General features: G+C 55.9%; 24 protein-coding genes and 1 pseudogene. 11 read left to right on the top strand and 14 right to left on the bottom strand.

Annotated elements, in window-relative coordinates:
* Window positions 1-9: 9 nt before the first annotated feature.
* Entirely contained in the window at window positions 10-807 is a 798-nt protein-coding gene (pabC, locus tag AC6BYQ_RS13160) for an aminodeoxychorismate lyase (RefSeq protein WP_498057001.1), read from the bottom strand.
* Between the two features lie 139 nt (window positions 808-946).
* On the opposite strand from pabC, the gene AC6BYQ_RS13165 reads away from it, so the two are divergent.
* On the top strand, window positions 947-1522 hold the full coding sequence (locus AC6BYQ_RS13165) for a hypothetical protein (protein WP_498057002.1): 576 nt from the start codon (window positions 947-949) through the stop codon (window positions 1520-1522).
* An 89-nt stretch (window positions 1523-1611) separates the two neighbouring features.
* On the opposite strand, the gene fabF is transcribed toward AC6BYQ_RS13165, so the two are convergent.
* From fabF to yceD, 8 genes are all read right to left on the bottom strand, one after another.
* On the bottom strand, window positions 1612-2853 hold the full coding sequence (fabF, locus tag AC6BYQ_RS13170) for a beta-ketoacyl-ACP synthase II (RefSeq protein ID WP_025159944.1): 1242 nt from the start codon (window positions 2851-2853) through the stop codon (window positions 1612-1614).
* A gap of 82 nt (window positions 2854-2935) precedes the next feature.
* A complete protein-coding gene (gene acpP, locus AC6BYQ_RS13175; protein ID WP_004719003.1) occupies window positions 2936-3172 on the bottom strand; it encodes an acyl carrier protein in 237 nt (78 codons plus the stop codon).
* A gap of 154 nt (window positions 3173-3326) precedes the next feature.
* Window positions 3327-4061 carry a 3-oxoacyl-ACP reductase FabG gene (gene fabG, locus AC6BYQ_RS13180; RefSeq protein ID WP_004928729.1) on the bottom strand — a complete coding sequence of 245 codons (735 nt, stop codon included), beginning with the start codon at window positions 4059-4061 and terminating at the stop codon, window positions 3327-3329.
* Between the two features lie 11 nt (window positions 4062-4072).
* Window positions 4073-5002: an ACP S-malonyltransferase gene (gene fabD / locus AC6BYQ_RS13185; RefSeq protein ID WP_074054517.1), complete on the bottom strand. Its 930-nt coding sequence runs from the start codon at window positions 5000-5002 to the stop codon at window positions 4073-4075.
* Window positions 5003-5020: 18 nt separating this feature from the next.
* On the bottom strand, window positions 5021-5974 hold the full coding sequence (locus AC6BYQ_RS13190; RefSeq protein WP_025159945.1) for a beta-ketoacyl-ACP synthase III: 954 nt from the start codon (window positions 5972-5974) through the stop codon (window positions 5021-5023).
* Between the two features lie 6 nt (window positions 5975-5980).
* The gene (plsX, locus tag AC6BYQ_RS13195) at window positions 5981-7015 is read right to left on the bottom strand and encodes a phosphate acyltransferase PlsX (RefSeq protein ID WP_025159946.1); all 1035 of its coding nucleotides are present in this window, start codon (window positions 7013-7015) and stop codon (window positions 5981-5983) included.
* Window positions 7016-7026: 11 nt separating this feature from the next.
* On the bottom strand, window positions 7027-7194 hold the full coding sequence (gene rpmF, locus AC6BYQ_RS13200; RefSeq protein ID WP_004927778.1) for a 50S ribosomal protein L32: 168 nt from the start codon (window positions 7192-7194) through the stop codon (window positions 7027-7029).
* 16 nt (window positions 7195-7210) lie between these two features.
* Window positions 7211-7732, bottom strand: a complete 522-nt coding sequence (gene yceD / locus AC6BYQ_RS13205) for a 23S rRNA accumulation protein YceD (RefSeq protein ID WP_004927780.1) — start codon at window positions 7730-7732, stop codon at window positions 7211-7213.
* A 141-nt stretch (window positions 7733-7873) separates the two neighbouring features.
* Here yceD and AC6BYQ_RS13210 point away from each other — a divergent pair, with 141 nt between their 5' ends.
* Window positions 7874-8455, top strand: coding sequence for a Maf family protein (locus tag AC6BYQ_RS13210; protein WP_063919194.1), 582 nt, complete (start codon window positions 7874-7876; stop codon window positions 8453-8455).
* Between the two features lie 6 nt (window positions 8456-8461).
* Here AC6BYQ_RS13210 and rluC read toward each other — a convergent pair whose 3' ends face one another.
* On the bottom strand, window positions 8462-9421 hold the full coding sequence (gene rluC / locus AC6BYQ_RS13215; RefSeq protein ID WP_046899261.1) for a 23S rRNA pseudouridine(955/2504/2580) synthase RluC: 960 nt from the start codon (window positions 9419-9421) through the stop codon (window positions 8462-8464).
* Window positions 9422-9973: 552 nt separating this feature from the next.
* Here rluC and rne point away from each other — a divergent pair.
* Window positions 9974-13324, top strand: a complete 3351-nt coding sequence (gene rne, locus AC6BYQ_RS13220) for a ribonuclease E (protein ID WP_498057003.1) — start codon at window positions 9974-9976, stop codon at window positions 13322-13324.
* 62 nt (window positions 13325-13386) lie between these two features.
* Here the strand turns inward: rne and AC6BYQ_RS13225 are convergent, their stop codons facing one another.
* The gene (locus tag AC6BYQ_RS13225; RefSeq protein WP_019455847.1) at window positions 13387-13674 is read right to left on the bottom strand and encodes a putative quinol monooxygenase; all 288 of its coding nucleotides are present in this window, start codon (window positions 13672-13674) and stop codon (window positions 13387-13389) included.
* A gap of 213 nt (window positions 13675-13887) precedes the next feature.
* Between AC6BYQ_RS13225 and pyrC the strand changes: the two genes are divergently transcribed.
* The 8 genes from pyrC to AC6BYQ_RS13265 all read left to right on the top strand — a co-directional run bounded on the left by pyrC (window position 13888) and on the right by AC6BYQ_RS13265 (window position 19474).
* Entirely contained in the window at window positions 13888-14934 is a 1047-nt protein-coding gene (gene pyrC / locus AC6BYQ_RS13230) for a dihydroorotase (RefSeq protein WP_074054520.1), read from the top strand.
* Window positions 14935-15009: 75 nt separating this feature from the next.
* Window positions 15010-15249 (top strand): DNA damage-inducible protein I, encoded by a 240-nt coding sequence (dinI, locus tag AC6BYQ_RS13235; RefSeq protein ID WP_019455849.1) that lies wholly within the window; start codon window positions 15010-15012, stop codon window positions 15247-15249.
* Window positions 15250-15378: 129 nt separating this feature from the next.
* Window positions 15379-15657, top strand: a complete 279-nt coding sequence (locus AC6BYQ_RS13240) for a hypothetical protein (protein ID WP_440528823.1) — start codon at window positions 15379-15381, stop codon at window positions 15655-15657.
* A gap of 200 nt (window positions 15658-15857) precedes the next feature.
* On the top strand, window positions 15858-16112 hold the full coding sequence (bssS, locus tag AC6BYQ_RS13245; protein ID WP_004927812.1) for a biofilm formation regulator BssS: 255 nt from the start codon (window positions 15858-15860) through the stop codon (window positions 16110-16112).
* 141 nt (window positions 16113-16253) lie between these two features.
* Entirely contained in the window at window positions 16254-17369 is a 1116-nt protein-coding gene (solA, locus tag AC6BYQ_RS13250; RefSeq protein WP_498057004.1) for an N-methyl-L-tryptophan oxidase, read from the top strand.
* 216 nt (window positions 17370-17585) lie between these two features.
* Window positions 17586-18212, top strand: a complete 627-nt coding sequence (locus AC6BYQ_RS13255; protein WP_025159950.1) for a response regulator transcription factor — start codon at window positions 17586-17588, stop codon at window positions 18210-18212.
* 122 nt (window positions 18213-18334) lie between these two features.
* Entirely contained in the window at window positions 18335-18451 is a 117-nt protein-coding gene (locus AC6BYQ_RS13260) for a DUF2770 family protein (RefSeq protein ID WP_004927822.1), read from the top strand.
* Between the two features lie 3 nt (window positions 18452-18454).
* Window positions 18455-19474, top strand: coding sequence for a zinc-dependent alcohol dehydrogenase family protein (locus AC6BYQ_RS13265; RefSeq protein ID WP_498057005.1), 1020 nt, complete (start codon window positions 18455-18457; stop codon window positions 19472-19474).
* A 64-nt stretch (window positions 19475-19538) separates the two neighbouring features.
* On the opposite strand, the pseudogene AC6BYQ_RS13270 reads toward AC6BYQ_RS13265, so the two are convergent.
* The 3 genes and pseudogenes from AC6BYQ_RS13270 to AC6BYQ_RS13280 all read right to left on the bottom strand — a co-directional run.
* Window positions 19539-20618 (bottom strand): annotated as a pseudogene (locus AC6BYQ_RS13270) (integrase core domain-containing protein); the annotation flags it as partial.
* A 121-nt stretch (window positions 20619-20739) separates the two neighbouring features.
* Window positions 20740-22512 (bottom strand): pectate lyase family protein, encoded by a 1773-nt coding sequence (locus tag AC6BYQ_RS13275; RefSeq protein ID WP_498057006.1) that lies wholly within the window; start codon window positions 22510-22512, stop codon window positions 20740-20742.
* Window positions 22513-22755: 243 nt separating this feature from the next.
* Window positions 22756-23814: an AI-2E family transporter gene (locus tag AC6BYQ_RS13280; protein ID WP_498057007.1), complete on the bottom strand. Its 1059-nt coding sequence runs from the start codon at window positions 23812-23814 to the stop codon at window positions 22756-22758.
* Between the last annotated feature and the right edge of the window lie 325 nt (window positions 23815-24139).

The following is a 24139-nucleotide window of genomic DNA, read 5'->3' on the forward strand; positions in this document are numbered from 1 at the left end:
CAGCCATGGTTAACAGTGTGGACGCAAAAAATCATACAGCTGGCGCGAATGATAACGCCATGATTGGGCAACGTTTACCGGCAGCAGCGGCATCAGCGCGTTGCTCACCAGAACTTCGTCAGCGTCGGCCAGCGTCTCCAGTGGTTCACTGACGCAGTGCAGACGGTATTCCGAACCGGTCAGCAGCGCGATCACCCGCCGCCGCATCAGCCCGGCGACGCCCGCCTGGCTCAGGTCCGGGGTAAACACCGCTTTTCCCTTACGCCAGAACAAATTAGCCGCACAGCATTCCACCAGCATACCGGCAGTGTCAAGCACCAGCGCCTCGTCGGCGGCCATCTGGTCAAGATGCGCGCGGATCAGCACCTGCTCCAGACGGTTCAAATGCTTTAGCCCCGCCAGCAGTGGGTTACGCGCCAGCGCCACCGGGCTGAGCGCGAGCGTGATGCCCTGCTCCCGCCACTGCAAATAGTGCGCGGGGTAGCTGCTGCGGGCGACGATGCGCGTTGGGTTTTCGCACCCCGCCGGGCTGTAGCCGCGCCCACCGCTGCCGCGCGTCAGTATCGCTTTGACCACGCCGAGCGGAATTGATTCGGCCGCCTGCGCCATCTCCCGTTCGAAAGCCAGCCAATCGGTGGCGGGCAGCATCAGCCGCAGCGCCGCTTGCTGCAGCCGCTCCAGATGCCAGGGCAGCAGCTCGACTTTGCCGTCGATAACCCGGGCGGTAGTAAAGCAACCATCGCCGAATTGCAGGCCGCGATCGCTCGGCGCCAGCGCATCGTGGCGTTGTCCGTTAATCCAATACATGCTTCCTCCTGTTGCCGGCTGATGACTTCACGCTCGCAGAATAGCAGGCGGCCGTTAATGCAAAAACGCTCAATATGCCCACTTACCATTCAGCTCGGCTGGCGTTATAGTAGCTCATTGGAAACATTAGGCTATCCACATGAAATATAAAAAAATATTATCAATAATTATAATTCTATTTACCATTCTGATAACTGCCGGGCTGCTAGCCATAAAGCCGCTGCGCATTGCCTTCCCCTCATTGCTGCCAGGAATAACATGCCCAACCGCAACTCTCTGCACGGATGATGTCGCAAAATTAGCGGATGCTCAAAAGCTTTATCAGACCGGCTATGCGCACGCCAGTATCGCCGTCGGGCCATTTATCGGCAGCCCCCGAGTCGTGTTCTGCAACGCTGCAGCCTGCGCCGAGATGTTCGGCATGGGAAAACGCGCCGCCGCTGCGATCGGTGATCTCGGTCTGATTGTTGCACCACGCGGTTGGACAGCGTTCTACTTAACGCATGAAATGATCCACTATCGGCAGGCAGAATCCTTCGGTAATCTCGCCATGTTGACCAAACCTTCATGGCTGATTGAGGGGATGGCTTATTCCATGAGTGGCGATCCGCGCCCACTTACCGCCCCCTTCGAAGAATGGCGTACTCAATTCGAGATGTGGCAGGTTACACTCGGCAATCAATCCATCTTGCAAGCGGCGAAAAATATAGAATAGCCCCCTGCAGGTGCCCCTCTCCGTCAAATTGCACGCGTAAAAAAGCCCGGTTAAAAAACCGGGCTTTCATCAGCAGTCGACCGCGCGAGTTACACTCGGCGGAAGATCAGCGAGCCGTTGGTGCCGCCGAAGCCGAAGGAGTTACACAGGGTGAACTCCATATCGCTGACCTGGCGCGCTTCGTGAGGCACGAAGTCCAGATCGCAACCTTCATCCGGGTTATCCAGGTTGATGGTTGGCGGTACCGCCTGATCGCGCAGCGCCAGCACGGTGAAGATGGACTCGATCGCGCCTGCCGCACCCAACAGGTGGCCGGTCATCGATTTGGTCGAGCTCACCAGCACGCGCTGGGCATCGGCGCCAAATACGGATTTCACCGCCTGCGCTTCCGCCTGATCGCCCGCCGGCGTAGAGGTGCCGTGTGCGTTGATGTAGCCGATTTGTGACGGGGTCACACCGGCGTCAAGCAGGGCATTTTCCATCGCCAGCGCAGCGCCAGCGCCGTTTTCCGGTGGCGAAGTCATGTGATAGGCATCGCTGCTCATCCCAAAGCCAACCACTTCGGCGTAGATTTTCGCGCCGCGTTTTTTCGCGTGTTCGTACTCTTCCAGCACCATCATGCCGGCGCCGTCGCCCAGCACGAAGCCGTCGCGGTCTTTATCCCACGGACGGCTCGCCGCCTGCGGGTTGTCATTACGGGTGGACAGGGCGCGCGCTGCGCCAAAGCCGCCGACGCCCAATGGGGTGCTGGCTTTCTCTGCCCCACCGGCCAGCATCACGTCAGCATCATTGTAAGCAATGATACGCGCCGCATGGCCGATGTTGTGCACACCTGATGTACAGGCGGTGGCGATGGAAATGCTTGGGCCACGCATGCCGTACATGATTGTCAGGTGGCCTGCAATCATATTCACGATGGTGGATGGCACGAAGAACGGACTGATTTTCCGTGGGCCACCGTTAACCAGTGAACTGTGGTTTTCTTCAATCAAACCCAGGCCGCCGATGCCGGAACCGATCGCGGCTCCAATGCGGGTGGCGTTAGCCTCGGTGATGTCCAGACCTGCATCCTGCATGGCTTGCATGCCGGCAGCGATACCGTACTGGATAAAGGCGTCCATCTTGCGCGCATCTTTGCGAGAGATGAAATCCTCAGAATTAAAATTCTTTACCAGGCCAGCAAACTTGGTCGCATAGGCAGTGGTATCGAAATGGTCGATCAGGCTGATGCCACTCTGACCGGCAAGAAGAGCGTTCCACGTGGACTCTACCGTATTGCCGACAGGAGACAACATGCCCAGTCCGGTCACAACTACTCGACGCTTAGACACGTTTGTCCTCCAGGGAGGGAAAAATATGACACTAGGGATAGAAAAAACTTAGGCGGTCGAACGACCGCCTAGATATGTTCTCTTACTGCTGGCTAGCGTTGATGAAATCAATAGCTGCCTGAACAGTAGTGATCTTCTCAGCTTCTTCGTCTGGAATCTCGGTGTCGAATTCTTCTTCCAGTGCCATTACCAGCTCAACGGTGTCAAGAGAATCAGCGCCCAGATCTTCAACGAAAGAAGCGTTGTTCAAAACTTCTTCCTGTTTAACACCCAGTTGCTCAACAATGATTTTCTTAACGCGTTCTTCGATAGTGCTCATACTCTTAAATTTCCTATCAAAACTCGCTTTCGCGATGGTTTTCGTAGTGTATAAAATGCTGAAAAAGATGCAACTAAATCCCGGCTGGTCAAACCACGATTTTACGCTATTTTGCGGTTTTTGCCTCAAATAACGCAAATGGTTTTCGCATTTTTTAAATCATGTACATGCCGCCATTGACATGTAACGTTTCACCGGTGATATAGCCGGCCTCATCAGAGGCCAAAAATGCAACAGCGCTGGCGATTTCTTTAGCATCGCCCAGCCGGTTGGCTGGAACTGATGACAAAATGCCTGCGCGTTGATCATCTGTCAACGCCCGTGTCATGTCCGTCTCAATAAAGCCAGGTGCCACGACGTTGACCGTAATGCCACGCGAAGCAACTTCACGTGCCAAAGATTTGCTAAAACCAATCAGGCCGGCTTTAGCCGCCGCGTAGTTCGCCTGCCCTGCGTTCCCCATGGTACCGACAACGGAACCGATGGTGATGATACGGCCAAACCGCTTTTTCATCATAGCGCGCATTACCGCTTTTGACAGACGGAATACGGAAGTCAGGTTGGTGTCGAGGATATCCTCCCACTCATCATCCTTCATGCGCATCAGCAGGTTATCACGCGTAATGCCGGCATTATTCACTAAAATGTCGATTTCGCCAAATTCGGCGCGAATCGATGCCAGCACGCTGTCGATAGATTGCGCATCAACAACGTTCAACATAAACCCTTTGCCGTTTGCGCCCAGGTAGCCGCTGATCGCTTCAGCGCCGCTCTCGCTGGTCGCGGTGCCGATCACTTTGGCGCCGCGTGCCACAAACGTTTCTGCAATAGCTCGGCCAATACCGCGGCTCGCGCCGGTGACCAGAACGATTTTACCTTCGAAGCTCATCATTTTCCTCTTTATTGTTCAAGCGCCGCCGACAGGCTGGCGGTGTCGTTCACCGCCGCAGCCGTCAGGGTGTCAACAATACGTTTAGTCAGGCCGGTCAGCACTTTGCCCGGCCCCACTTCCAGCAGCGACGTCACTCCCTGTGCTGCGATAAATTCTACGCTTTCGGTCCAACGCACCGGGCTGTACAGTTGACGCACCAGCGCGCTGCGGATCGCTTCAGGATCGTTTTCGGTACGCACGTCGACGTTGTTCACCACCGGCACCTGCGGCGCGTTGAAGGTGATGTCCTGCAGCGCCACGGCCAGCTTGTCGGCGGCCGGTTTCATCAGTGCGCAGTGCGAAGGCACGCTCACCGGCAGCGGCAGCGCGCGTTTGGCGCCAGCGGCTTTACAGGCGGCGCCTGCACGTTCAACCGCTTCCTTGTTGCCGGCGATAACCACCTGGCCCGGCGAGTTGAAGTTGACCGGTGAAACCACCTGCCCTTGCGCGGACTCTTCACACGCCTTGGCGATCGCGTCGTTGTCCAGGCCGATGATGGCGTACATCGCGCCGGTGCCTTCCGGCACCGCTTCCTGCATCAGCTTGCCGCGCAGCTCGACCAGACGGATCGCCGCCTTGAAGTCCAGCACGCCGGCGCAGACCAGCGCCGAGTATTCGCCCAGGCTATGACCCGCCATCAGCGCCGGCGCTTTACCGCCCTGCTGCTGCCAAACGCGGAAAATCGCCACCGAGGCGGCCAGCAGCGCCGGTTGGGTCTGCCAGGTCTTGTTCAGCTCTTCCGCCGGGCCTTGCTGCACCAGCTGCCACAGATCGTAACCCAGGGCGGAGGAGGCCTCGCCGAAGGTCTCTTCGACGATCGGGAACTGTGCGGCCAAATCGGCCAACATGCCAACGGTCTGCGACCCCTGGCCCGGGAAAACAAAAGCAAATTGCGTCATTTTTTCTTCCTGTCCAAATCAGAAACGAACCAGCGCCGAGCCCCAGGTAAAGCCGCCGCCGAAGGCTTCCAGCAGCACCAGTTGGCCGCGCTGAACTCGCCCGTCGCGCACTGCTTCGTCCAGTGCGGAAGGCACCGAGGCGGCGGAGGTGTTGCCGTGACGATCGAGCGTCACCACCACTTTGTCCATCCCCATGCCCAATTTTTTCGCCGTTGCGCTGATGATGCGCAGGTTGGCCTGGTGCGGCACCAGCCAATCCAGCTCGCTGCGGTCCAGATTATTGGCCTGCAGCGTCTCGTCGACGATGCGCGCCAGCTCGGTGACCGCAACCTTGAAGACTTCGTTGCCCGCCATGGTGACATAGGCCGGCTTGTCTTGATTCTGACGATCCTTGTACGGCAGCGTCAGCAGGCCGCCGTAGCTGCCGTCGGCGTGCAGATGGGTGGACATGATGCCCGGCTCTTCGGAAGCCCCCAGCACCACCGCCCCTGCGCCATCGCCAAACAGAATGATGGTGCCGCGATCTTCAGGATCCAGCGTGCGTGACAACAGATCAGCGCCGATCACCAACGCATGTTTGACCGCGCCGTTTTTCACGTACTGATCGGCCACGCTGAGCGCATAAGTAAAGCCGGCGCAGGCCGCGGCCAGATCGAACGCCGCGCAGTCCTTGATACCCAGCATGTCTTGCACCAGGCACGCCGCGCTTGGGAACGCGTGCGTATTCGTGGTGGTCGCCACCACGATCAGCCCGATGTCTTCTTTAGCCACACCTGCCATTTCCAGCGCTTTTTCAGCGGCCTGGAAGCTCATCGTCGCAACGGTTTCATCCGCAGCGGCGATACGGCGTTCGCGAATACCGGTACGCGTGACGATCCACTCGTCAGAGGTATCCACCATTTTTTCCAAATCAGCATTGGTGCGCACTTGTACGGGCAAATAACTCCCCGTACCGAGAATCTTTGTATACATGTACGATCAGTCACTCTTAGGTAATACAGCCTCAAGGCGCGCAGCAATCCTTTCCGGGACTTGCCGCTGCACCGCCTGCACAGCCTGTTCGATTGCGACTGCAAACGCGTGAGGGTTCGCAGCGCCGTGGCTCTTGACTACGGTGCTGCGCAATCCTAACAGACATGCGCCATTATACTGGTCGGGGTTCAGGTGGCCGAACCGCTTAACCACCCGTTTTTGCAGCCAACGGCCCAACAATTTCAGCCACCAGGCTCGCTTGTTTCCGTCGCCGGACGATTTCAGCAGCGATAAGAACACCCTGACCACCCCTTCCATGGTTTTCAGGGTGACGTTGCCCACGAAGCCGTCGCAGACCAATACGTCGGTCTTGCCGGTGAGCAGCTCGTTTCCTTCCAGATAACCAATATAGTTGATTGCCGGCGTATTTTTTAGCACAGCGGCCGCTTCGCGGATATTATCCAGGCCTTTGGTCTCTTCTTCGCCAATATTCAGCAGCGCCACTCGCGGTTGCGCAATGCCGATCACCTCTTCCGCCATCACCGCGCCCATCACGGCGAACTGCACCAGCATGGTGCTGTCGCACTCGACGTTGGCGCCCAAATCCAGCACCACGGTTTTGCTGCGTTGCTGATTCGGGATCACCGTCATCAGCGCCGGGCGTTCGATGCCTTCCAACGGCTTGACCAGCAGCTTCGCCAACCCCATCAACGCACCGGTATTGCCGGCGCTGACGCAGCCCTGCGCGTTGCCGCTGCTGAGCTGTTCGAGCGCAATGCGCATCGACGTGCCGCGGCTGGCGCGTATCGCTTGTGAAGGTTTGGCGTCGCCGGCGATCACAGACTCGGCGGGCACGACTTGCAGACGCTCCAGAAGAACCGGATCGGCGTGGGCAAGCAAAGGGGAGATGACGTCGGGATTGCCGACCAGCAGGAGATGAAGCTGTAAATTAGAGGCCAGTGCCTGCAACGAAGCAGGCACTGTGACGCAGGGACCGAAGTCCCCGCCCATTGCATCTAACGCCAGGGTTAGACGAGTCAAGGTATCGCTACTTAGCCGATAACCTTGCGACCGCGGTAGAAACCGTCGGCAGTGATGTGGTGACGACGGTGAGTTTCACCGGATACTTTGTCTACAGACAGAGTAGTCGTGGTCAGAGCATCGTGAGAACGACGCATGCCACGCTTGGAACGGGTTGGTTTATTCTGTTGTACGGCCATGGACCTTACTCCTCAATTACTTACGCTTTAAACTGGCTAATACGGCAAACGGATTCGGTTTCTCCGCCTCAGGAGGCAGTTGGCCAAATACCATGTCCGCTTCGGACACTTCACAGTGTTCAGATTCATGTACCGGAACGACAGGCAGTGAAAGAATAATTTCGTCTTCAATCATTGCCAACAGATCGACTTCGCCAAACTCGTCAACTTCGATCGGTTCGTACGCTTCCGGTAATGCCTCAGCCTGCTCATCATTGACGACCGGGCTAAAACAATATGTTGTGTGGACCTGATGCTCGAACGGGACTCCACAGCGTTGGCACATCAACGTTACCGTGACGTCCGCATGCCCTGTTATCACCGCGAGGCGCTGATTGTCGATATTAAACGACAACGACACCTCGACATCACTGTCCACACTGACCACGGAGTCGGCAACACGAGTAACCTGCTCAGGCGCATAGACACCAGCATAGTCCAGGCGTTTCTGAGCGGTACGTACCGCATCAATGGTCAAGGGTAATTTTACCTTTTGCATAGGGCGCGCATATTAACTTTGTAACGACATAGAGTCAAAGAAAAAGGCCGTAAAACGGCTCCTTTCACCAATATTCGCTTCCACAGCGGCCGACAGTTTAAAATGCCGTACCCATTTACGCTACGGTTTGCGAAAAAAATTATGCAGAGATTGCTTTTAGCCTCCACCTCCCCCTATCGAAAAATGCTGCTGGAGAAGCTGCAACTGCCCTTCGACTGCGCCGCGCCGCAGGTGGATGAAACGCCACTGCCGGGTGAAAACGCCGAAGCGCTGGTGCTGCGCCTGGCGGCGGCGAAGGCTCGGGCGCTGGCCCTCGCCTATCCCGAGCATCTGATCATCGGCTCCGATCAGGTCTGCGTGATCGACGGCGCCATCACCGGCAAGCCGCATACCGAGGAAAACGCCCGCGCGCAGCTGCGCAAGGCCGCCGGCCAGGCCGTGACCTTCTATACCGGCCTGGCGCTGTACAACGGCCGCAGCAAACAGCTGCAGGCCCTGTGCGAGCCTTTCCACGTACATTTTCGCGCGCTGAGCGAAGCGGAGATCGCGGCCTATGTGCGTCTGGAGCAACCGCTGAATTGCGCGGGAAGTTTCAAAAGCGAAGGATTGGGGATCGCGCTGTTCGACAGGCTGGAGGGCCGGGATCCGAATGCCCTGATCGGCCTGCCGTTGATCGCGCTGTTGGATATGTTGCGGGCTGAAGGCGTCAACCCGCTGGTCTGACGCGGATTACTTGGCCGCCTGCTGGCGCAGCACCTGCAGGCAGTGGCGCAGTTCTTCGTCCATCGGCGCTTCGATGCGCATCGTTTCGCCGGTGGCCGGATGCTCAAAGCGCAGCGCCGCAGCGTGCAGGAACAGACGTTTCAGGCCGGTGCCCGCCAGTTGACGATCGAACTCGCGATCGCCATAGCGATCGTCAAAAGCGATCGGGTGCCCGGCATGCAGGGTGTGCACGCGGATCTGGTGGGTGCGCCCGGTGATCGGGCTGGCCTTCACCAGGGTGGCGAACTCGTAACGCTCTTCCACCTTGAAGCGGGTTTCCGAAGGCTTGCCTTCGCTATTGACGCGCACGATGCGTTCGCCGCTTTGCAGAATGTTTTTCAGCAGCGGCGCCTGTACGGCCTTGCAGTGGGATTGCCACTGGCCGCGCACCAGCGCCAGATAATCCTTCTGCATGCCCTTCAGCCGCAGTTGCTCATGCAAAGAGCGCAGCGCGGAACGCTTCTTGGCCACCAACAGCACGCCGGAGGTGTCGCGATCCAGGCGATGCACCAGCTCGAGGAAGCGAGCCTCGGGGCGCAGCGCCCGCAGCCCTTCAATCACGCCGAAGCTCAGGCCGCTGCCGCCGTGCACCGCAGTGCCGGAAGGCTTGTTGAGGATCAGCAGGTGGTCGTCTTCATACAGAATGCAGTCGGCCAACGCGGCCACCTTATCCAGCTTGGCCGACACCGGCGCCTCTTCGCGTTCGGCCACGCGCACCGGCGGCACGCGCACCACGTCGCCGGCCGCCAATTTGTATTCGACCTTGATGCGCCCTTTATTGACCCGCACCTCGCCTTTACGCACGATGCGGTAAATCATGCTCTTCGGCACGCCTTTCAGACGAGCGAGCAGAAAGTTGTCGATTCTCTGACCGGCTTCGTCGTCGGAAATCGTGATGAATTGTACTGCTGGATTGTTCGTTTTCATGGTGCGGGATTCTAAATAGAGCGCGTGAATAGCGCCACATCTTTTTCTGTGCTTAACTGTCTCTCTGACGGCGGGCGAAACCCCAGCGGACAATAAGGCAGCAAGCCGATTTGAACGTTTGCGATTTCTTCCGCAGTTAAGGAAAAGTCACCTTGCTATAACGGCATCAGCAGTGGAATAATGCAGTCACTTTCCGCGTTGATTCTCGTTAAACAGGGAAAACGGTGGAATTATAAAATTTGTCTGATCGCGCAAAAACGCAGCAATGGCGTAAGACGTAATGCGAAATCAAACAATTAGCGGGCTGCGGGTTGCAGCTTGGCCGGCAAATGGAATCAGATCTGTCGACGTAAATCAGAGGCTATTCCCCTAGTAAAAGTGCTGCCTTTCACAAAGAAAGGCAGGCTTACCGAGATAATGCGCCCCTATGCAGGCGACAACCGTGAGGTTGACGGCTTTGCGAGAAGACACGGGGCTTTCGGTTTAACTCCGGCCATGAGGTTATTTTGCCCGCAGCTTTGTCGATAATGTAAAAATAACGAGTAAGTTAAGATGAAAAGAATGTTGATTAACGCAACTCAGCAGGAAGAGTTGCGTGTTGCCCTCGTAGATGGACAGCGGCTGTATGATTTGGATATCGAAAGTCCGGGTCATGAGCAGAAAAAAGCGAATATTTACAAAGGCAAAATCACCCGCATTGAACCAAGTCTTGAAGCAGCGTTCGTGGACTACGGCGCAGAACGACATGGTTTCCTCCCTCTTAAAGAAATCGCCCGCGAATACTTCCCTAGCAATTACTCTTCCCATGGCCGCCCGAACATCAAAGATGTGCTGCGCGAAGGCCAGGAAGTCATCGTTCAGGTAGACAAAGAAGAACGTGGCAACAAAGGCGCCGCCTTGACCACCTTCATCAGCCTGGCGGGCAGCTATCTGGTTCTGATGCCGAACAACCCGCGCGCCGGCGGCATTTCTCGCCGCATCGAGGGTGACGATCGCACCGAGCTGAAAGAAGCGCTCTCTTCGCTGCAACTGCCGGACGGCATGGGCCTGATCGTTCGCACCGCGGGCGTAGGCAAATCCGCCGACGCGCTGCAGTGGGATCTCTCCTTCCGCCTGAAGCACTGGGAAGCGATTAAAAAAGCCGCCGAAGGCCGCCCTGCGCCGTTCCTGATCCATCAGGAAAGCAACGTTATCGTGCGCGCCTTCCGCGATTACCTGCGCCCGGACATCGGCGAAATCCTGATCGACAACCCGAAAATTCTCGATCTGGCCAAAGAGCACATCGCTGCGCTGGGCCGCCCGGATTTCAGCAGCAAGATCAAACTGTACAGCGGTGAGATCCCTCTGTTCAGCCACTACCAGATCGAATCGCAGATCGAATCCGCCTTCCAGCGCGAAGTGCGCCTGCCGTCCGGCGGTTCGATCGTCATCGACAGCACTGAAGCGCTGACCGCCATCGATATCAACTCCGCGCGCGCAACCCGCGGCGGCGACATCGAAGAGACGGCGTTCAACACCAACCTGGAAGCGGCGGACGAGATCGCGCGCCAACTGCGCCTGCGTGACCTCGGCGGCCTGATCGTCATCGACTTCATCGACATGACGCCGGTACGCCACCAGCGCGAAGTGGAAAACCGCCTGCGCGACGCCGTGCGTCAGGACCGCGCGCGCATCCAGATCGGCCGCATCTCCCGCTTCGGCCTGCTGGAAATGTCGCGTCAGCGCCTCAGCCCGTCGCTGGGCGAGTCCAGCCACCATGTGTGCCCGCGCTGTAACGGCACCGGCACCATTCGCGACAACGAATCGCTGGCGCTGTCCATCCTGCGTCTGATCGAAGAAGAAGCGCTGAAGGAAAACACCAAAGAAGTTCACGCTATCGTGCCGGTTCAGGTCGCTTCGTACCTGCTGAACGAAAAGCGCGAATCCGTCAGCGCGATCGAAAAACGCCAGGGCGGCGTGAAAGCCGTCATCGTGCCGAACGATCAGATGCAAACCCCGCACTACTCGGTGCTGCGCGTGCGTAAGGGTGAAGAGACTTCCACCCTCAGCTACCTGCTGCCGAAGCTGCACGAAGAAGACATGGAGCGCCCGCTGGAAGATGCGCCGATGGAACGCAAGCGTCCGGAGCAACCGGCCCTGGCTTCCTTCTCGCTGTCCGCCGATGCGCCGCCGCCGGCTGAAGAACCTGTCGCCGTGGCCAAACCTGTCGCTGCAGCCGTCAAGGCTAAAGCCGCAGCGCCGGTCGCCGCCAAGCCGGGCTTCCTGGGCCGCCTGTTCGGTGGTCTGAAGAGCCTGTTCGCCGGTGAAGAACAACCTGCCGTCGAAGAAGCCAAACCGGCCGAAACGCCGAAAGCGGAAGGCAACGGTGAAAACCGTCGTCAGGATCGTCGCGGTCAGCGCCGCCAAGGCACCGGCCGTAAAGAGCGCGGTGAGCGTGGCGATCGTCCGGAACGCGGCGAGCGTAAAGAGCGCGGTGAAGGCCGTGACAATCGCGAGCGTGACAACCGTGAACCGCGTGAGAACCGTGAAGGCCGTGAATCGCGTGAATCCCGCGATGAGCAGCGCCGTAACCGCCGCAACCAGCAGCAGAACGCGCCGGTAGCTGAGGAAACCGCAGCGGAAGAAAGCGCTAAAGCGCCGCGCGAAGATCAGCAGCAGCGCCGTGAGCAGCGTGCTGAACGCCAGCGTCGTCGTCAGGAAGAGAAACGTCAGGCTCAGCAGGAAGTGAAAGCGCTGGAAAGCGTTGAAGCGGTCGAGAGCACCGACGAAGAGCAGGAAGAACGCCAGCAGCAGAACATGCAGCGCCGTCAGCGCCGTCCACTGTCGCAGAAAGTGCGTATCCTGTCTGCGGAAGAAGAACTGCAGCGTGCAGCGGAAGAGCTGTTGGCGCCGAAAGCGCCGGTAGCGAAAGCCGAAGACGCGCAGCCGACTGCCGACGACAGCGTCAAGCTGCTGCCGGAAACCGTTGCTGCACAACCGGAAGACGATGCCCAGGGTGAAAACCGCGGCAACGGCGAAGGCATGCCGCGCCGTTCCCGTCGTTCACCGCGTCACCTGCGCGTCAGCGGCCAGCGTCGCCGTCGTTACCGCGATGAGCGTTACCCGCTGCAATCCCCAATGCCGTTGGCGGGCGCCTTCGCTTCGCCGGAAATGGCGTCGGGCAAAGTGTGGGTGAGCTACCCGGTCGCTCAGGTTGAAGAAGCCGAAGTGCAGACCGAAACCGTAGAACAGGCAGCGGCACCCGTTGTCGCCGCAGCGGTTGAACAGCACAGCGTTGCCGTGGAAGAAGCGCAGATCGTGGCCAGCGTCAACGAACCGGCAGCAGAAGCCGCCGCTGAAACTGTTACCGTCGCCGTAGCGGAAGAAGCCGCAGTCGTTGCTACCCCGGCCGAGGAAACCCCTGCGCCGGTAGCAGCAGCGCCGGCAGCTGTCGCGGTTGAAGAGCCGAAAGCGGAAGAAACTGCCCCGGCAGTGGAAGCCGAGCCGGTAGCTGAAACCGTTGCGGCAGAACCTGTGGTTGAAACTGCCGCACCAGCGGAAGAGGCCCCTGTGGCCGTCGCTGCGCCGGTAGAAGCTGCGCCTGTGGCAGAAACAGCGCCTGCAGCCGCCGCCGTGGAAGTGGCCCCGGAGGAAAAAGCTCCTGCGACTATCGCCGCTGAACCTGTGCCTGCGGTTGTTCAACAACCAACGCCGGTGAAAGCCGTGCAGGACGTGCTGTACAAGCACATCGCCACTGCGCCGATGACTAAAGCGCCTGCGCCTGCCTACGTGCCGGAAGAACGCAAGCACAGCGACTGGCAGCGCCCTTCCTTCAACTTTGAAGGCAAAGGTTCCGCCGGCGGTCACTCGGCGGTGAGCCAGGCGACCGCGCCGGCCACCAAGCCGCAGCCGGTTAACGAATAAGTTAATCTGCAACCCTAAAAAAAACCCGCCATCGGCGGGTTTTTTCTTGGCTGCAAAAAGGTTCAGGCGATCTTCTTCAGCTTTTTGATGTCCAAAACATCCAGCTTGCCATCGAGCCGGCTGACGAACTGCTGAAAATGCGCCGTCTTATTATGCTTATCCAGCGCTTCGCTGCTGGCCCAGCGCTCGAAGAACACGAAGACGCCCGGTTTTTCCAGGTCGCGATGCAAATCATATTGCAGATTGCCCAACTCCTGGCGGCTAGGCTCGAGTATGTCGTGCACCGCTTCGCTGACGGCGGCCTCAAATCCCGCTTTTGCTTGCAGGGTGGCGATAACGCGTACTTCCATTGTTTTCTCCCTTTCCACTTGATGGCAGTCGACCCTAATCATGTCGGCATCGTTGAAATCCCTGCCACTATGCGCCTGCTGGCCCATTGATTTCAACTTGTCGGCAACAAACAGATGCATCTGCGGCACTTTCCGCTTATCCTTACACCCCGGCGTGAATAAACCCATTATTCGCTTTTCATTAGACGTATTTGACCGCCGGAGCCTAGCTAGATGACCGCACAACCTCAAGTTCTGAAAATCCGCCGCCCAGACGACTGGCATATTCACCTGCGTGACGATGAGATGCTGAAAACCGTGGTGCCCTATACCAGCCAGGTATTTGGCCGGGCGATCGTGATGCCGAACCTGGTTCCGCCCGTAACGACCGTGGCCGCCGCGCGCGCCTACCGCGATCGCATTCTGGCGGCGGTTCCGCAGGGCCACAATTTCACTCCGCTGATGACCTGCTACCTGACCAACTCCCTGGCGGCCAGTGAACTGATCAACGGCTTCGAGCAAGGGGTGTTTACCGCCGCCAAGCTGTATCCGGCCAACGCCACCACCAACTCCAGCCACGGCGTCAGCGACGTGACCGGCATTTACCCGTTGTTCGAGCAGATGCAAAAAATCGGCATGCCGCTGCTTATCCACGGCGAAGTGACCGATCCTGCCGTCGATATCTTCGACCGCGAGGCGCGCTTTATCGAACAGGTGATGGAACCTATTCGCCGTCACTTCCCGGAACTGAAAATCGTCTTCGAGCACATCACCACCAAAGAAGCGGCTCAATACGTGCAGGCAGGCAACCGTTTCCTCGGCGCCACCATCACGCCGCAGCACCTGATGTTCAACCGCAACCACATGCTGGTCGGCGGCATTCGCCCACACTTGTTCTGCCTGCCGATCCTCAAGCGCAATGTGCACCAGGAAGCGCTGCGCCAGGCGGTGGCCAGCGGCTCGGACCGTTTCTTCCTCGGCACCGACTCTGCGCCGCACCTCAAGCATCGCAAGGAGTCCAGCTGCGGCTGCGCCGGCTGTTTCAACGCACCGAATGCCATCCCGGCTTACGCCGCCGTTTTCGAACAGCTCGGCGCGCTGGAGCACTTCGAGGCCTTCTGTTCGCTCAACGGCCCGCGCTTCTACGGCCTGCCTCTCAACGAAGACTTCATCGAGCTGCAGCGCGTGCCAACCACCCAGCCGGAAGCGATCGCCCTGGGCGATGAGTCCGTCATCCCCTTCCTGGCCGGCGAAACCTTAAGCTGGTCGTTGAAAGACTGATATTTTTGCTTTCCCTACTTGCTCCCGCTCGCGGTTAACTGTATAAATAAACAGTAAATCGCTTCGGGGGCAATTATGCGTGTTGAAGTCACTATAGATAAAACCCGGCCGCTGCCGTCGGGCGCCATTGAGGCGCTGACCGGTGAACTGGGCAAGCGGGTCAATCGCCAGTTTCCAGACGCCGTCGTGCACGTCCGCTATGCCGGCACCAACGGGCTCTCCGTGCTGGGGGGTGCCAAAACCGACCGGGATCTGATCGAGGAAATCCTTCAGGAAACCTGGGAAAGCGCGGACGAATGGTTCAGCGCAGAATAACACTGCAATGCTGTTTTTGCCGGGGGTCGCTCTCCGGCTTTTTTGTTTCTGGCGCCCTGCTCTTTCATCGCTTACCCTTATTCTGGAACAAAATCCGCTGCATACTGTTTTTAACGCAAAGGAGTTAGCATGGCCCCGGACAAGGTGAAATCCGAAGACGCGATGACGTTTGGCGAATTGCTGGCGCTGATTGCCGATCAGAAAAGGCGTCTGAACGTACTGGAAGTGGCTTTCTCTTATCTGGCATTCAGCCTGGATGACAAAGCCAATCAATTGCTGATCCACAGCCTGAAGCTGGAATCGCAGAGCCAGAACCGCGACGCCGAAACGCAAAAGCATTTCGCGCATTTGGCCGAGGAGCTGGAAAAATGCCTGCACGGCTCACCGCCGCCTGCCAGCGCGGAATAACGCCGCCGCGCTTTTCATCCACAGAACCGCATACGAATTTGTAGAATAATTGTTCAAATAAATATTTATTTTGCAAATTTCGGTGACAACCCCCTCCACCGATGAAAGCGGATGCGTATACTGTAATTGCTCTCATGATGATGAGCCGCATTGATCCTCGTTAGTCACTCACGGTAGTTACTACTCAATAAGGGGTCTTTATGGACAGAAATGATGAAGTAATTCAGACGCACCCGCTTGTCGGTTGGGATATCAGTACTGTCGACGTTTACGACGCCATGATGATACGCCTTCATTACCTGTCTTCACTAGACCAAACGCCCGAAGAAGCCCAAGTAGACCGAACGCTTTGGCTGACCACAGATGTCGCCCGTCAATTAATCAATATCTTAGAGGCCGGCATCGCCAAAATTGAAGCTACGGATTACCAGGATCTTGATCGCAGAAAGCATTGATTCATCGTCCCCTAACCCCTAAGGCGCCGCGCCCCATTCCCGGCGCCTTTTTCTTTGCCTTTCGCCGTTCAATCAGTGCATTGCGCTCGCCAAACTTTTATCATGGGCCGATAAGAAATCGCTATCAGAGAAGGTGGGCACGTGGAATATGATTTGATTGTGGTGGGCAGCGGTTCCGTCGGCGCAGCGGCAGGTTATTACGCCACGCGCGCCGGCTTGACAGTGCTGATGATCGACAGCGCCATCCCGCCGCACCGCAACGGCAGCCATCACGGCGATACCCGCATTATCCGTCACGCTTACGGCGAAGGCGAAAAATACGTGCCGTTGGTGCTGCGCGCGCAGGCGCTGTGGAATGCGCTGATTCAGCAATCCGGCGAGGAGCTGTTCCAGTCGTGCGGCGTGCTCAACCTGGGGCCGCAGCAGTCCGAATTCATTCGCAATGCGCAGTACAGCGCACAACAATTCCGCCTGAACGCGCAAACCCTCAGCGCCGAACAGATCAATCAACGTTGGCCGGAATTCCGTGCGCCGGAAGGCTACGTCGGCGTCTTCGAGCCGGACGCCGGATTCCTGCGTTCCGAGCTGGCGGTAGCCGGCCTGATCAAGCTGGCGAAAGAAGCCGGCTGCAGTCAGTTGTTCAACTGCCCGGTCAACGCGGTAACGCCTATCGATGGCGGTGTGGAGGTCGTCACCGGCGAAGGGCGCTTTACGGCGCGCAAAGCGGTAGTTAGCGCCGGCACCTGGGTCAAAGCGCTGTTGCCGCAATTGCCGGTCACGCCATTGCGCAAGGTCTTCTCCTGGCACCAGGCGGACGGCCGCTACAGCGTGAATAATCGTTTCCCGGCCTTTACCGTCGAAGCGCAAGACGGCACGCACTATTACGGCTTCCCGGCGGACAACGACGGGCTGAAAATAGGCAAGCACGACGGCGGCCAGCCGATGGATGCCCCCGAGCAGCGTAAACCCTTCGGCAGCTATGCCAGCGACGGCACGGAAGTCTTCGCCTTCCTGCGGCAGTTTTTGCCGGGTGTAGGCGTATGTTTACACGGTGAAGCCTGCAGTTACGATATGAGCCCCGACGAAGATTTTATTATCGATACCCTGCCGGATTGCGATCGCCTGATGGTCATCAGCGGCTTGAGCGGCCACGGATTCAAGTTCGCCAGCGCACTGGGCGAGATCGCCGCGCTGTTCGCGCAGGACAAAGCGCCGCCGGTCGACGTTTCCTGCTTTGGCCTGAAGCGATTTAGTTAAGCTAAGGATTTCGCTGTCCGCATTCACCCTTGTCCCTGGACAGCGAAATTTGATGGTTACAATTTATTAACCTGCTAACGCTTTTAAATATCAAGTAAAAATCCTGATAACGGAAATTTCTTGTATTCAGCAATTGAATTTCCGAATTGAACACTTGCAGTGTAAGTCCTATTTTACAGAAGATATGCTCCATCGGCTTTCAACAAGGACGTCACCATGAAACTACTTGTCGTGGACGAATGCTGCTTCACCCGGGTCGGTATAGCCAGCTACTTTGCGGATAGTGGAATTACGACGATCAAATGCTGCCATAGCATTGAGCACGCTACGCCGCTGTTGGCCAGCTTTCAGCCGAGTCATATACTGGTGAACCTCAGCAACCAATGCCGCTATAACGAAGCCGACGCGCAGCTGCTGGCGTTTATGGAAGCCAGCCAGTCCGCCCTGCTGTTCATCTATCTCGACACCCCTTACCCTTACAGCGAAACGCCAATGCGTATCGCCGATAACGCATTTCTGTTCAATAAAAGCATCCTGCCGTTCACCTTGCGCATGCTGCGCGAAAATCCGCTGGCGCTGGCCGATGACGGCGAAGAACGTTCGCTGTTCAGCCCGCAGGAACTGACGGTGATGAAATATTGGATGGCGGAAATGCCCAACTACCGCATCGCGAAGAAACTGCAGATCAGCTCGCATACGGTGTACGTGCACAAACGTCACATTACGGAGAAGATCAACGCGCGCAATCGCCTGGAGTTCTACTCGCTGTATAACGTACTGCGCTACTTCTATCCGCCGAGTGCACCAACCAATTCGACGCCGTTGGCGCTGCTGGCGGTTTAGCATCAAGCCTGCGATAACGCAGGCTTTTTTATCGCCATTCGCCCACCGTCCCCACGCGGCGCGCTATAAAAGACGCCAAGAAAAGGACTATAATCAAAGGTCCCTTTCTTCAGGCGGCTGAAATGTTAAACCGAATTCTGGCGGCGATCGTCAACAACGTGCGCGAGCACCTGGTGCTGTACCTGTGTCTGTGGCTGGTGCTGCTGGCGCTGGATGTCTATTTCTTCTTCGTGATGTAACCCATGTCGTCGTCATTTCCCCGACTGAGCTTCAACCGCTTTGGCGACCCCGCCGAGGTGCTGGAACTGCAGCAGGCGATCAAACCGCCACTGCGCCCCGGCCAGCGATTGCTGCGGATGCGCTATGCCCCGATCAACCCTTCCGACCTGATCCCGATTCACGGTCAATATGCGCACCGCATCGCCCTGCCGCAGGTGCCGGGGTATGAAGGCGTGGGCGTCATCGTCGATCCGCAAAGCGGGCGCTCAACCGGCCGACGCGCGCTGGCGGTAGCCGGTGACGGCAGCTGGCAAACCTTCGTCACGCTGCCTGACGAGCGGGTGGTCTGGGTGCCGGACGACATCGACGACGCCAGCGCGGCGCAAATCTATATCAACCCGCTCACCTGCTGGGTGCTGTTGACGCAATGGCTGTCGCTCACCGCCGGCGACGTGCTGCTGCTTAACGGCGGCGGCTCCGCCGTTAGCCTGCTGCTGGCGCAGCTGACGGCGCTGCGCGGCATTCGTCTGGCGATCGTGGCGCGCAACGCCGCTCATCGCCCGGCGCTGCTGGCCGCCGGCGCCTGGCGCGTTATCGACGCGCCTCAGTTGGCACAGATGACGAATTTTGGCGCCCGCGCGGCCATCGACTGCATCGGTGGAGAAGACGGCTTGCAGCTGGCGCGGGCGGTTCGCACCGGCGGCGACTTCGTGGCGCTGGGCCTTTTAGGTGGGCGTCAGGTGGACTGGCGGCGCGTGGTGGACGAGCTTAAGCTGCGCGCTTCGCTGTTTCACCTGCGCAAATGGAACGCACAGGCAGCACCGGCGCAGTGGCAGATGGCGTTTTATCAGCTCTTCCAGCTGCTGCGACGCGGGGAGCTGGCGCTACGCCCGCCCGCTGCGATTTATCCTCTTCACCAGTTCGCTGCGGCGCTGCGGCATGCCGCCCAGCCAGGCGTGAATGGCAAAATCTTCCTTACGCCGACGACATCGGAGACGATTGCGGTGGATGAACCATTATTCAATGGGGCTTCCAATAAATAAAACGCAGTGGCGGGAAAGGTTATTTTAATTGACTGATCATAATATAGATTGACACTTTTCAGTCCTATAACCCTCGATTAACCTCATCAGGAGTTTTGTGTTTCAACGACAGATGTGGCCGCTGTGTGTTGTAGATATCCACCGACACCCTGACCATCCTCCTTGCCTGTTCGATGTCTTCCAGCCTCACGAGCCAGTATTCCGTTTACCCGTTTAACCAGTGCATTCTGGTAACCGTCATCCCCGTCTGTCATCCAGTGGTGATACCCCGGTCTGAGCGGTGCGTCTAACCGCCAGCCCCATGGCGCCATTTTGAGCGCACAGGCGACATGTTAGATATAAAAACTGTCATGTGAATGATATCTGAAGATTTTTATCGACCAAACATCTGCTATCAGGCTGACATACACAGTCCCCTTTCTCAGCGGCAGGTAAATGGTATCCGCTCCGAGTGGGTCGCTGTCACTTAATTGTCTCCCGTCTTCAGCAGGTTGTGATGGCGATAAAAACGATGATGGCTGTGCGTCGTCTTGTGATATGTCCGCTTAGGTATCGCCAATAACCGGTCACATCCTATATGCGACGTCGGTTCGTGGCGTTGCCGCAACAGGTGATGCATCTTAAGTGTCCCCAGCCGGGACTGATGCAAGCGGATGACCGTTACTTGGTAGATGAGATGTCGGTCCTGCTCATCTTTGCAAGCTTCACGCCGCAGAGACTGATACCACGCTTGTCGGCTGATCCCCATCCATAGGCAGGCCCGCGTTACTGTGAGTCCCGGTACTTGTGCTTGCGCGATCGCGATAAGGCGGTTAACTGCTTTTTTGTCAGCATAGCGCCAAAGTCGGTGCTCATCCTCTTCACGACGGCCTCGAAGAACTGGGATTTGTCTTCAGATTCAGCTAGTTGCCGCTCAATTTCTTTAATACGTTGCTCGGGAGCCAGGGGGAGGTTTGGGCATGTTGTCTCCGTAGGTTCTGGTGGAAGGAGAAGTCCGCCAGTCAAGTTGACCGTATTTTCGTAGTCAGTTCATGACAGTATGGCTGCCCTGGATACCGTAGCGCTCTTGCGCCTGACGGTATGTCATCTTGCCTTTTTCGAGCTGTTCGACGACGGATAAATTAAAGAATAGAGAATAATCACGTTATGCGCGTTTAACATACTGGTTAATCAAATTTTCCTCTGTGCGTGAGTAAAATGAATCAACGCTATTTAGGGCAGGACATCGTCAACAAAAAGGAGCCAATGGCTCCTTTTGTTTTTAATCACCATGAGCTCAATGGTGTTCTTTTCCACTTGTTTGTAGAAACACAAACATATAAGAAATCTTCATCCGAAGCCCACTGCCCCACTGCCCCACTTGCCATTGCCGAGGATGGAATTGGCACTCTAGTGCTTAATGCATTACCATTCAATGATGCAGAACCATACACAGTTAATGTATTTGTATGTATATTAGATATTTGATTATTTTCACTACCAATTGGATACTTATTTGTCACGGTTGGCATAATGCCCGAATCATCCATTGTGAACGAATTTAAGTACAGTGACTTATATGTCAATCCTGATTGACCGATGCCATAAGCATTTGAGTTATATGGAACCAACCCTAAATCAGTTATTCTCATTTGAGAAGTAAACAATGAGTTCCAACGCAATGAACTTGAACCACAACTATATATGTTATCAGTATCAGGAGAAAATGTACCGGTACCGATGAATACACCCACCGTATTACCAGAGACTGCGTGCTTACTTCTTAAATACATTCGACCTGATGAACTAAAGCCTTGAAGTGTTGACCCATCGGCTGACAAATTATATTTTGGAATCATATTTTGCCACGTACCAGTTTCTGGAATATTACCCCAGTACCACCCAACAATATCAGTTTGTCGTAATATACTTGCCATACCATTAACATTAGAAGCAGCTGAACTTAATATTCTTATAAAGCCCGGCGATGATAAGTCACTAGATTCACCCCATGTAGTTCTAAGTACTGAAGGTTTATAAGCACTAAGATCAGCATCAGTAAAGCCACCTAATGAGTCGGATGATGTAATATTATCAAATATGAAGTGTGCTGGTACGTTTAATTGCGGCTTAGTCGCTGGACAATCAAATATTACATTTGAACCACCAACCAACCACTTTAAATTACCGCTAATATGAAACCATGAATCATCTTCAGATTTAAAAGTTGCGCCCTGCTCTAATGTCATGAAACCATCACTAACATCGATTCTTGAATTTTTAATTCTGATAGCGTTACAATCGCCAGTTTTTGTACCAAAGAAATTAATATTATCAAATAAGTTAGCGTAAGGATGTGCTCTAGAACCAGAGCTTTCAAATACGAACCCTTCTGAACCAGAACGCAACTGACACTGTATATCTCGCCATGAAACCCCATGGAACGATGAGTTTCCCTTTGTCACTTGATAGTGTACATTGATATTATTTCGGTCTGTGCGCACTCTTGAAATTCTACAAAACTCAGTAAAATCACCATCATCACGACCAGAACTAATCGGGTTGAGATTTAATAAATTAATCCCTTTATTCAAAAATCCAACATTAACATCTTCGACTACAACGAAACATGTATCATGCATTAACACACCAGTACCAAGACCGATGTAGTCATCATTAAATGGTTTTATTGACAATCTACGAACACTACGACCCGTTGTTGTACCATGACCACCACTAATATTAAAAAGCACAGAATCAATAGAGGATGGCTTGAATAGTATCAGTGTATTATCAACACCCTCACCCTCAATAAAAACACCATTTTTACCGTCATAGTTAATTCCACCCAGGTTTAACTCTTTCGATATTACATATTTAAACCCCGCTGGGACAACAACTTTACGCAACCCCAGTTTTATTGCCTCAGCAATCGCCGATAAAAATGCATCAGAGTCATCAGCCATACCATCACCCACCGCACCAAACATTTGGGGTGTTATATATTTCAGACTTTCTTCACTTGGTAAAACCGAACCTTTCATTATAGTTAATGACATATAAAACCCTCATCAATAATTGTTGTTCTTACTTTATATTTAGATTAAAACGTTAAAGGACTCTAAATGCGATTATACTTATCAAGTATAATAAAATAGGTGAATCATGTCGTTAGCTAAAGCACGGGTGATCTATCCCCAAGATCAGATATAACGGCCAATCTAAAAACGTAAGCCACCATTGGGTGGCCTATTCAAAACGCCTTAACAACACGCGCCCTAACGTGGGTAATAAAGCTTGCCTCACTCCGGCGCCGCCGGAGGCTGACGCGGCGGGCGACCGTCCCCCAAAATGACCGCCAGCCGATAGCCGCCCTCGGTAGTCTCCAGCGCGATGCGCGCCACGATTGTCAGCGGCACCGACAGCAGCATGCCGACCGGGCCGAGCAGCCAGCCCCAAAAGATCAGCGACAGGAATACCACCAGCGTCGATAACCCCAGCCCGCGCCCCATCACCCGCGGCTCGAGGATATTGCCGATCACCATGTTGATAGCGATAAAGCCGCCCGCTACCACCAGCGCATCGCCCAATCCGTTGAACAGCAGCGCCTGAATCAGCGGCGGAATGGCGGCCAACACCGAGCCGATATTGGGAATATAGTTGAGCAGAAACGCCAGCAGCCCCCAGATAAAGGCGAAGCGCACGCCGACCGCCGCCAGAAAGATCCAGACGATCACCCCGGTGGCCAGGCTAATAATGGTTTTAATCACCAGATAGCGCGTCACGCCATCCAGCGCCCGCCGCATCGCGGCGAGCCCCTCGTCCGGTTTATCCAGCGCCTGCCGCAGCTTGTAAGGCAGCAGTTGCACTTCGAACAGCATGAACACCACGGTCATCAGCAGCAGGAAGACGTTGGTCATGGCGCCGGACAAGTGCCCCAGCATGCGGGTGACCAGATTCATCGCCGCGCTGGGATCGACATACTGCAGCATCGCTTCGCTGGAGAGGCTAATGTTGAAGCGGTCGGCGTAATGTTGCAGCTCGCGCAGCTTCTCGATCATCATGCCGCGATACTGCGGCAGCGAGCGGGCGAACTCATTGAGCGAAGCGCCTAACATGCCGATAAACAGCATCACGACCACGATCACCGCCGTCACCAGCAGCGTGACGCCAACGATGCGCGGCACGCGCTTGCGTTCCAGCATCGCCACCAGCGGGTTCAGCACCATGGCGAGAAACACCGCCAGTAAAAACGGCACCACGATATCGGCGGCGGCTTTCACCCCGGCCAAAATGATCACCAACATCGCCAGCAGGACGGCCAGGCGCAGGCTGCTGTCGGTCACGCGGGTACGGCCCATGACGTTTCCTTGTTATTTCACTGGGTTAACCGGCCTCATGGGGCCGTCTCTTGGCGCTAATGGTAGCAAAATTCCGCCGCTGCGCCGCAGGGGATTTAACGCAACCGTTCGATGAAACTAATATTTTCGCCCTTCTCTCGCCGCAAGAAATAGGCATAACCTTTGCCAACAAATAATCCCGCCGAGCAATTCATGCAGAATTTACGTAAAATGACAAAAGCTGACGTTAATAAAGAATAATCCTAATTTTCAACAACTAGCATAAATTTTATGTGAGCAAAATAATATCATCTTCAACGATTTATCTGATTAACTCCCCACATCT

Source organism: Serratia sp. LTN-2 (assembly GCF_059740205.1).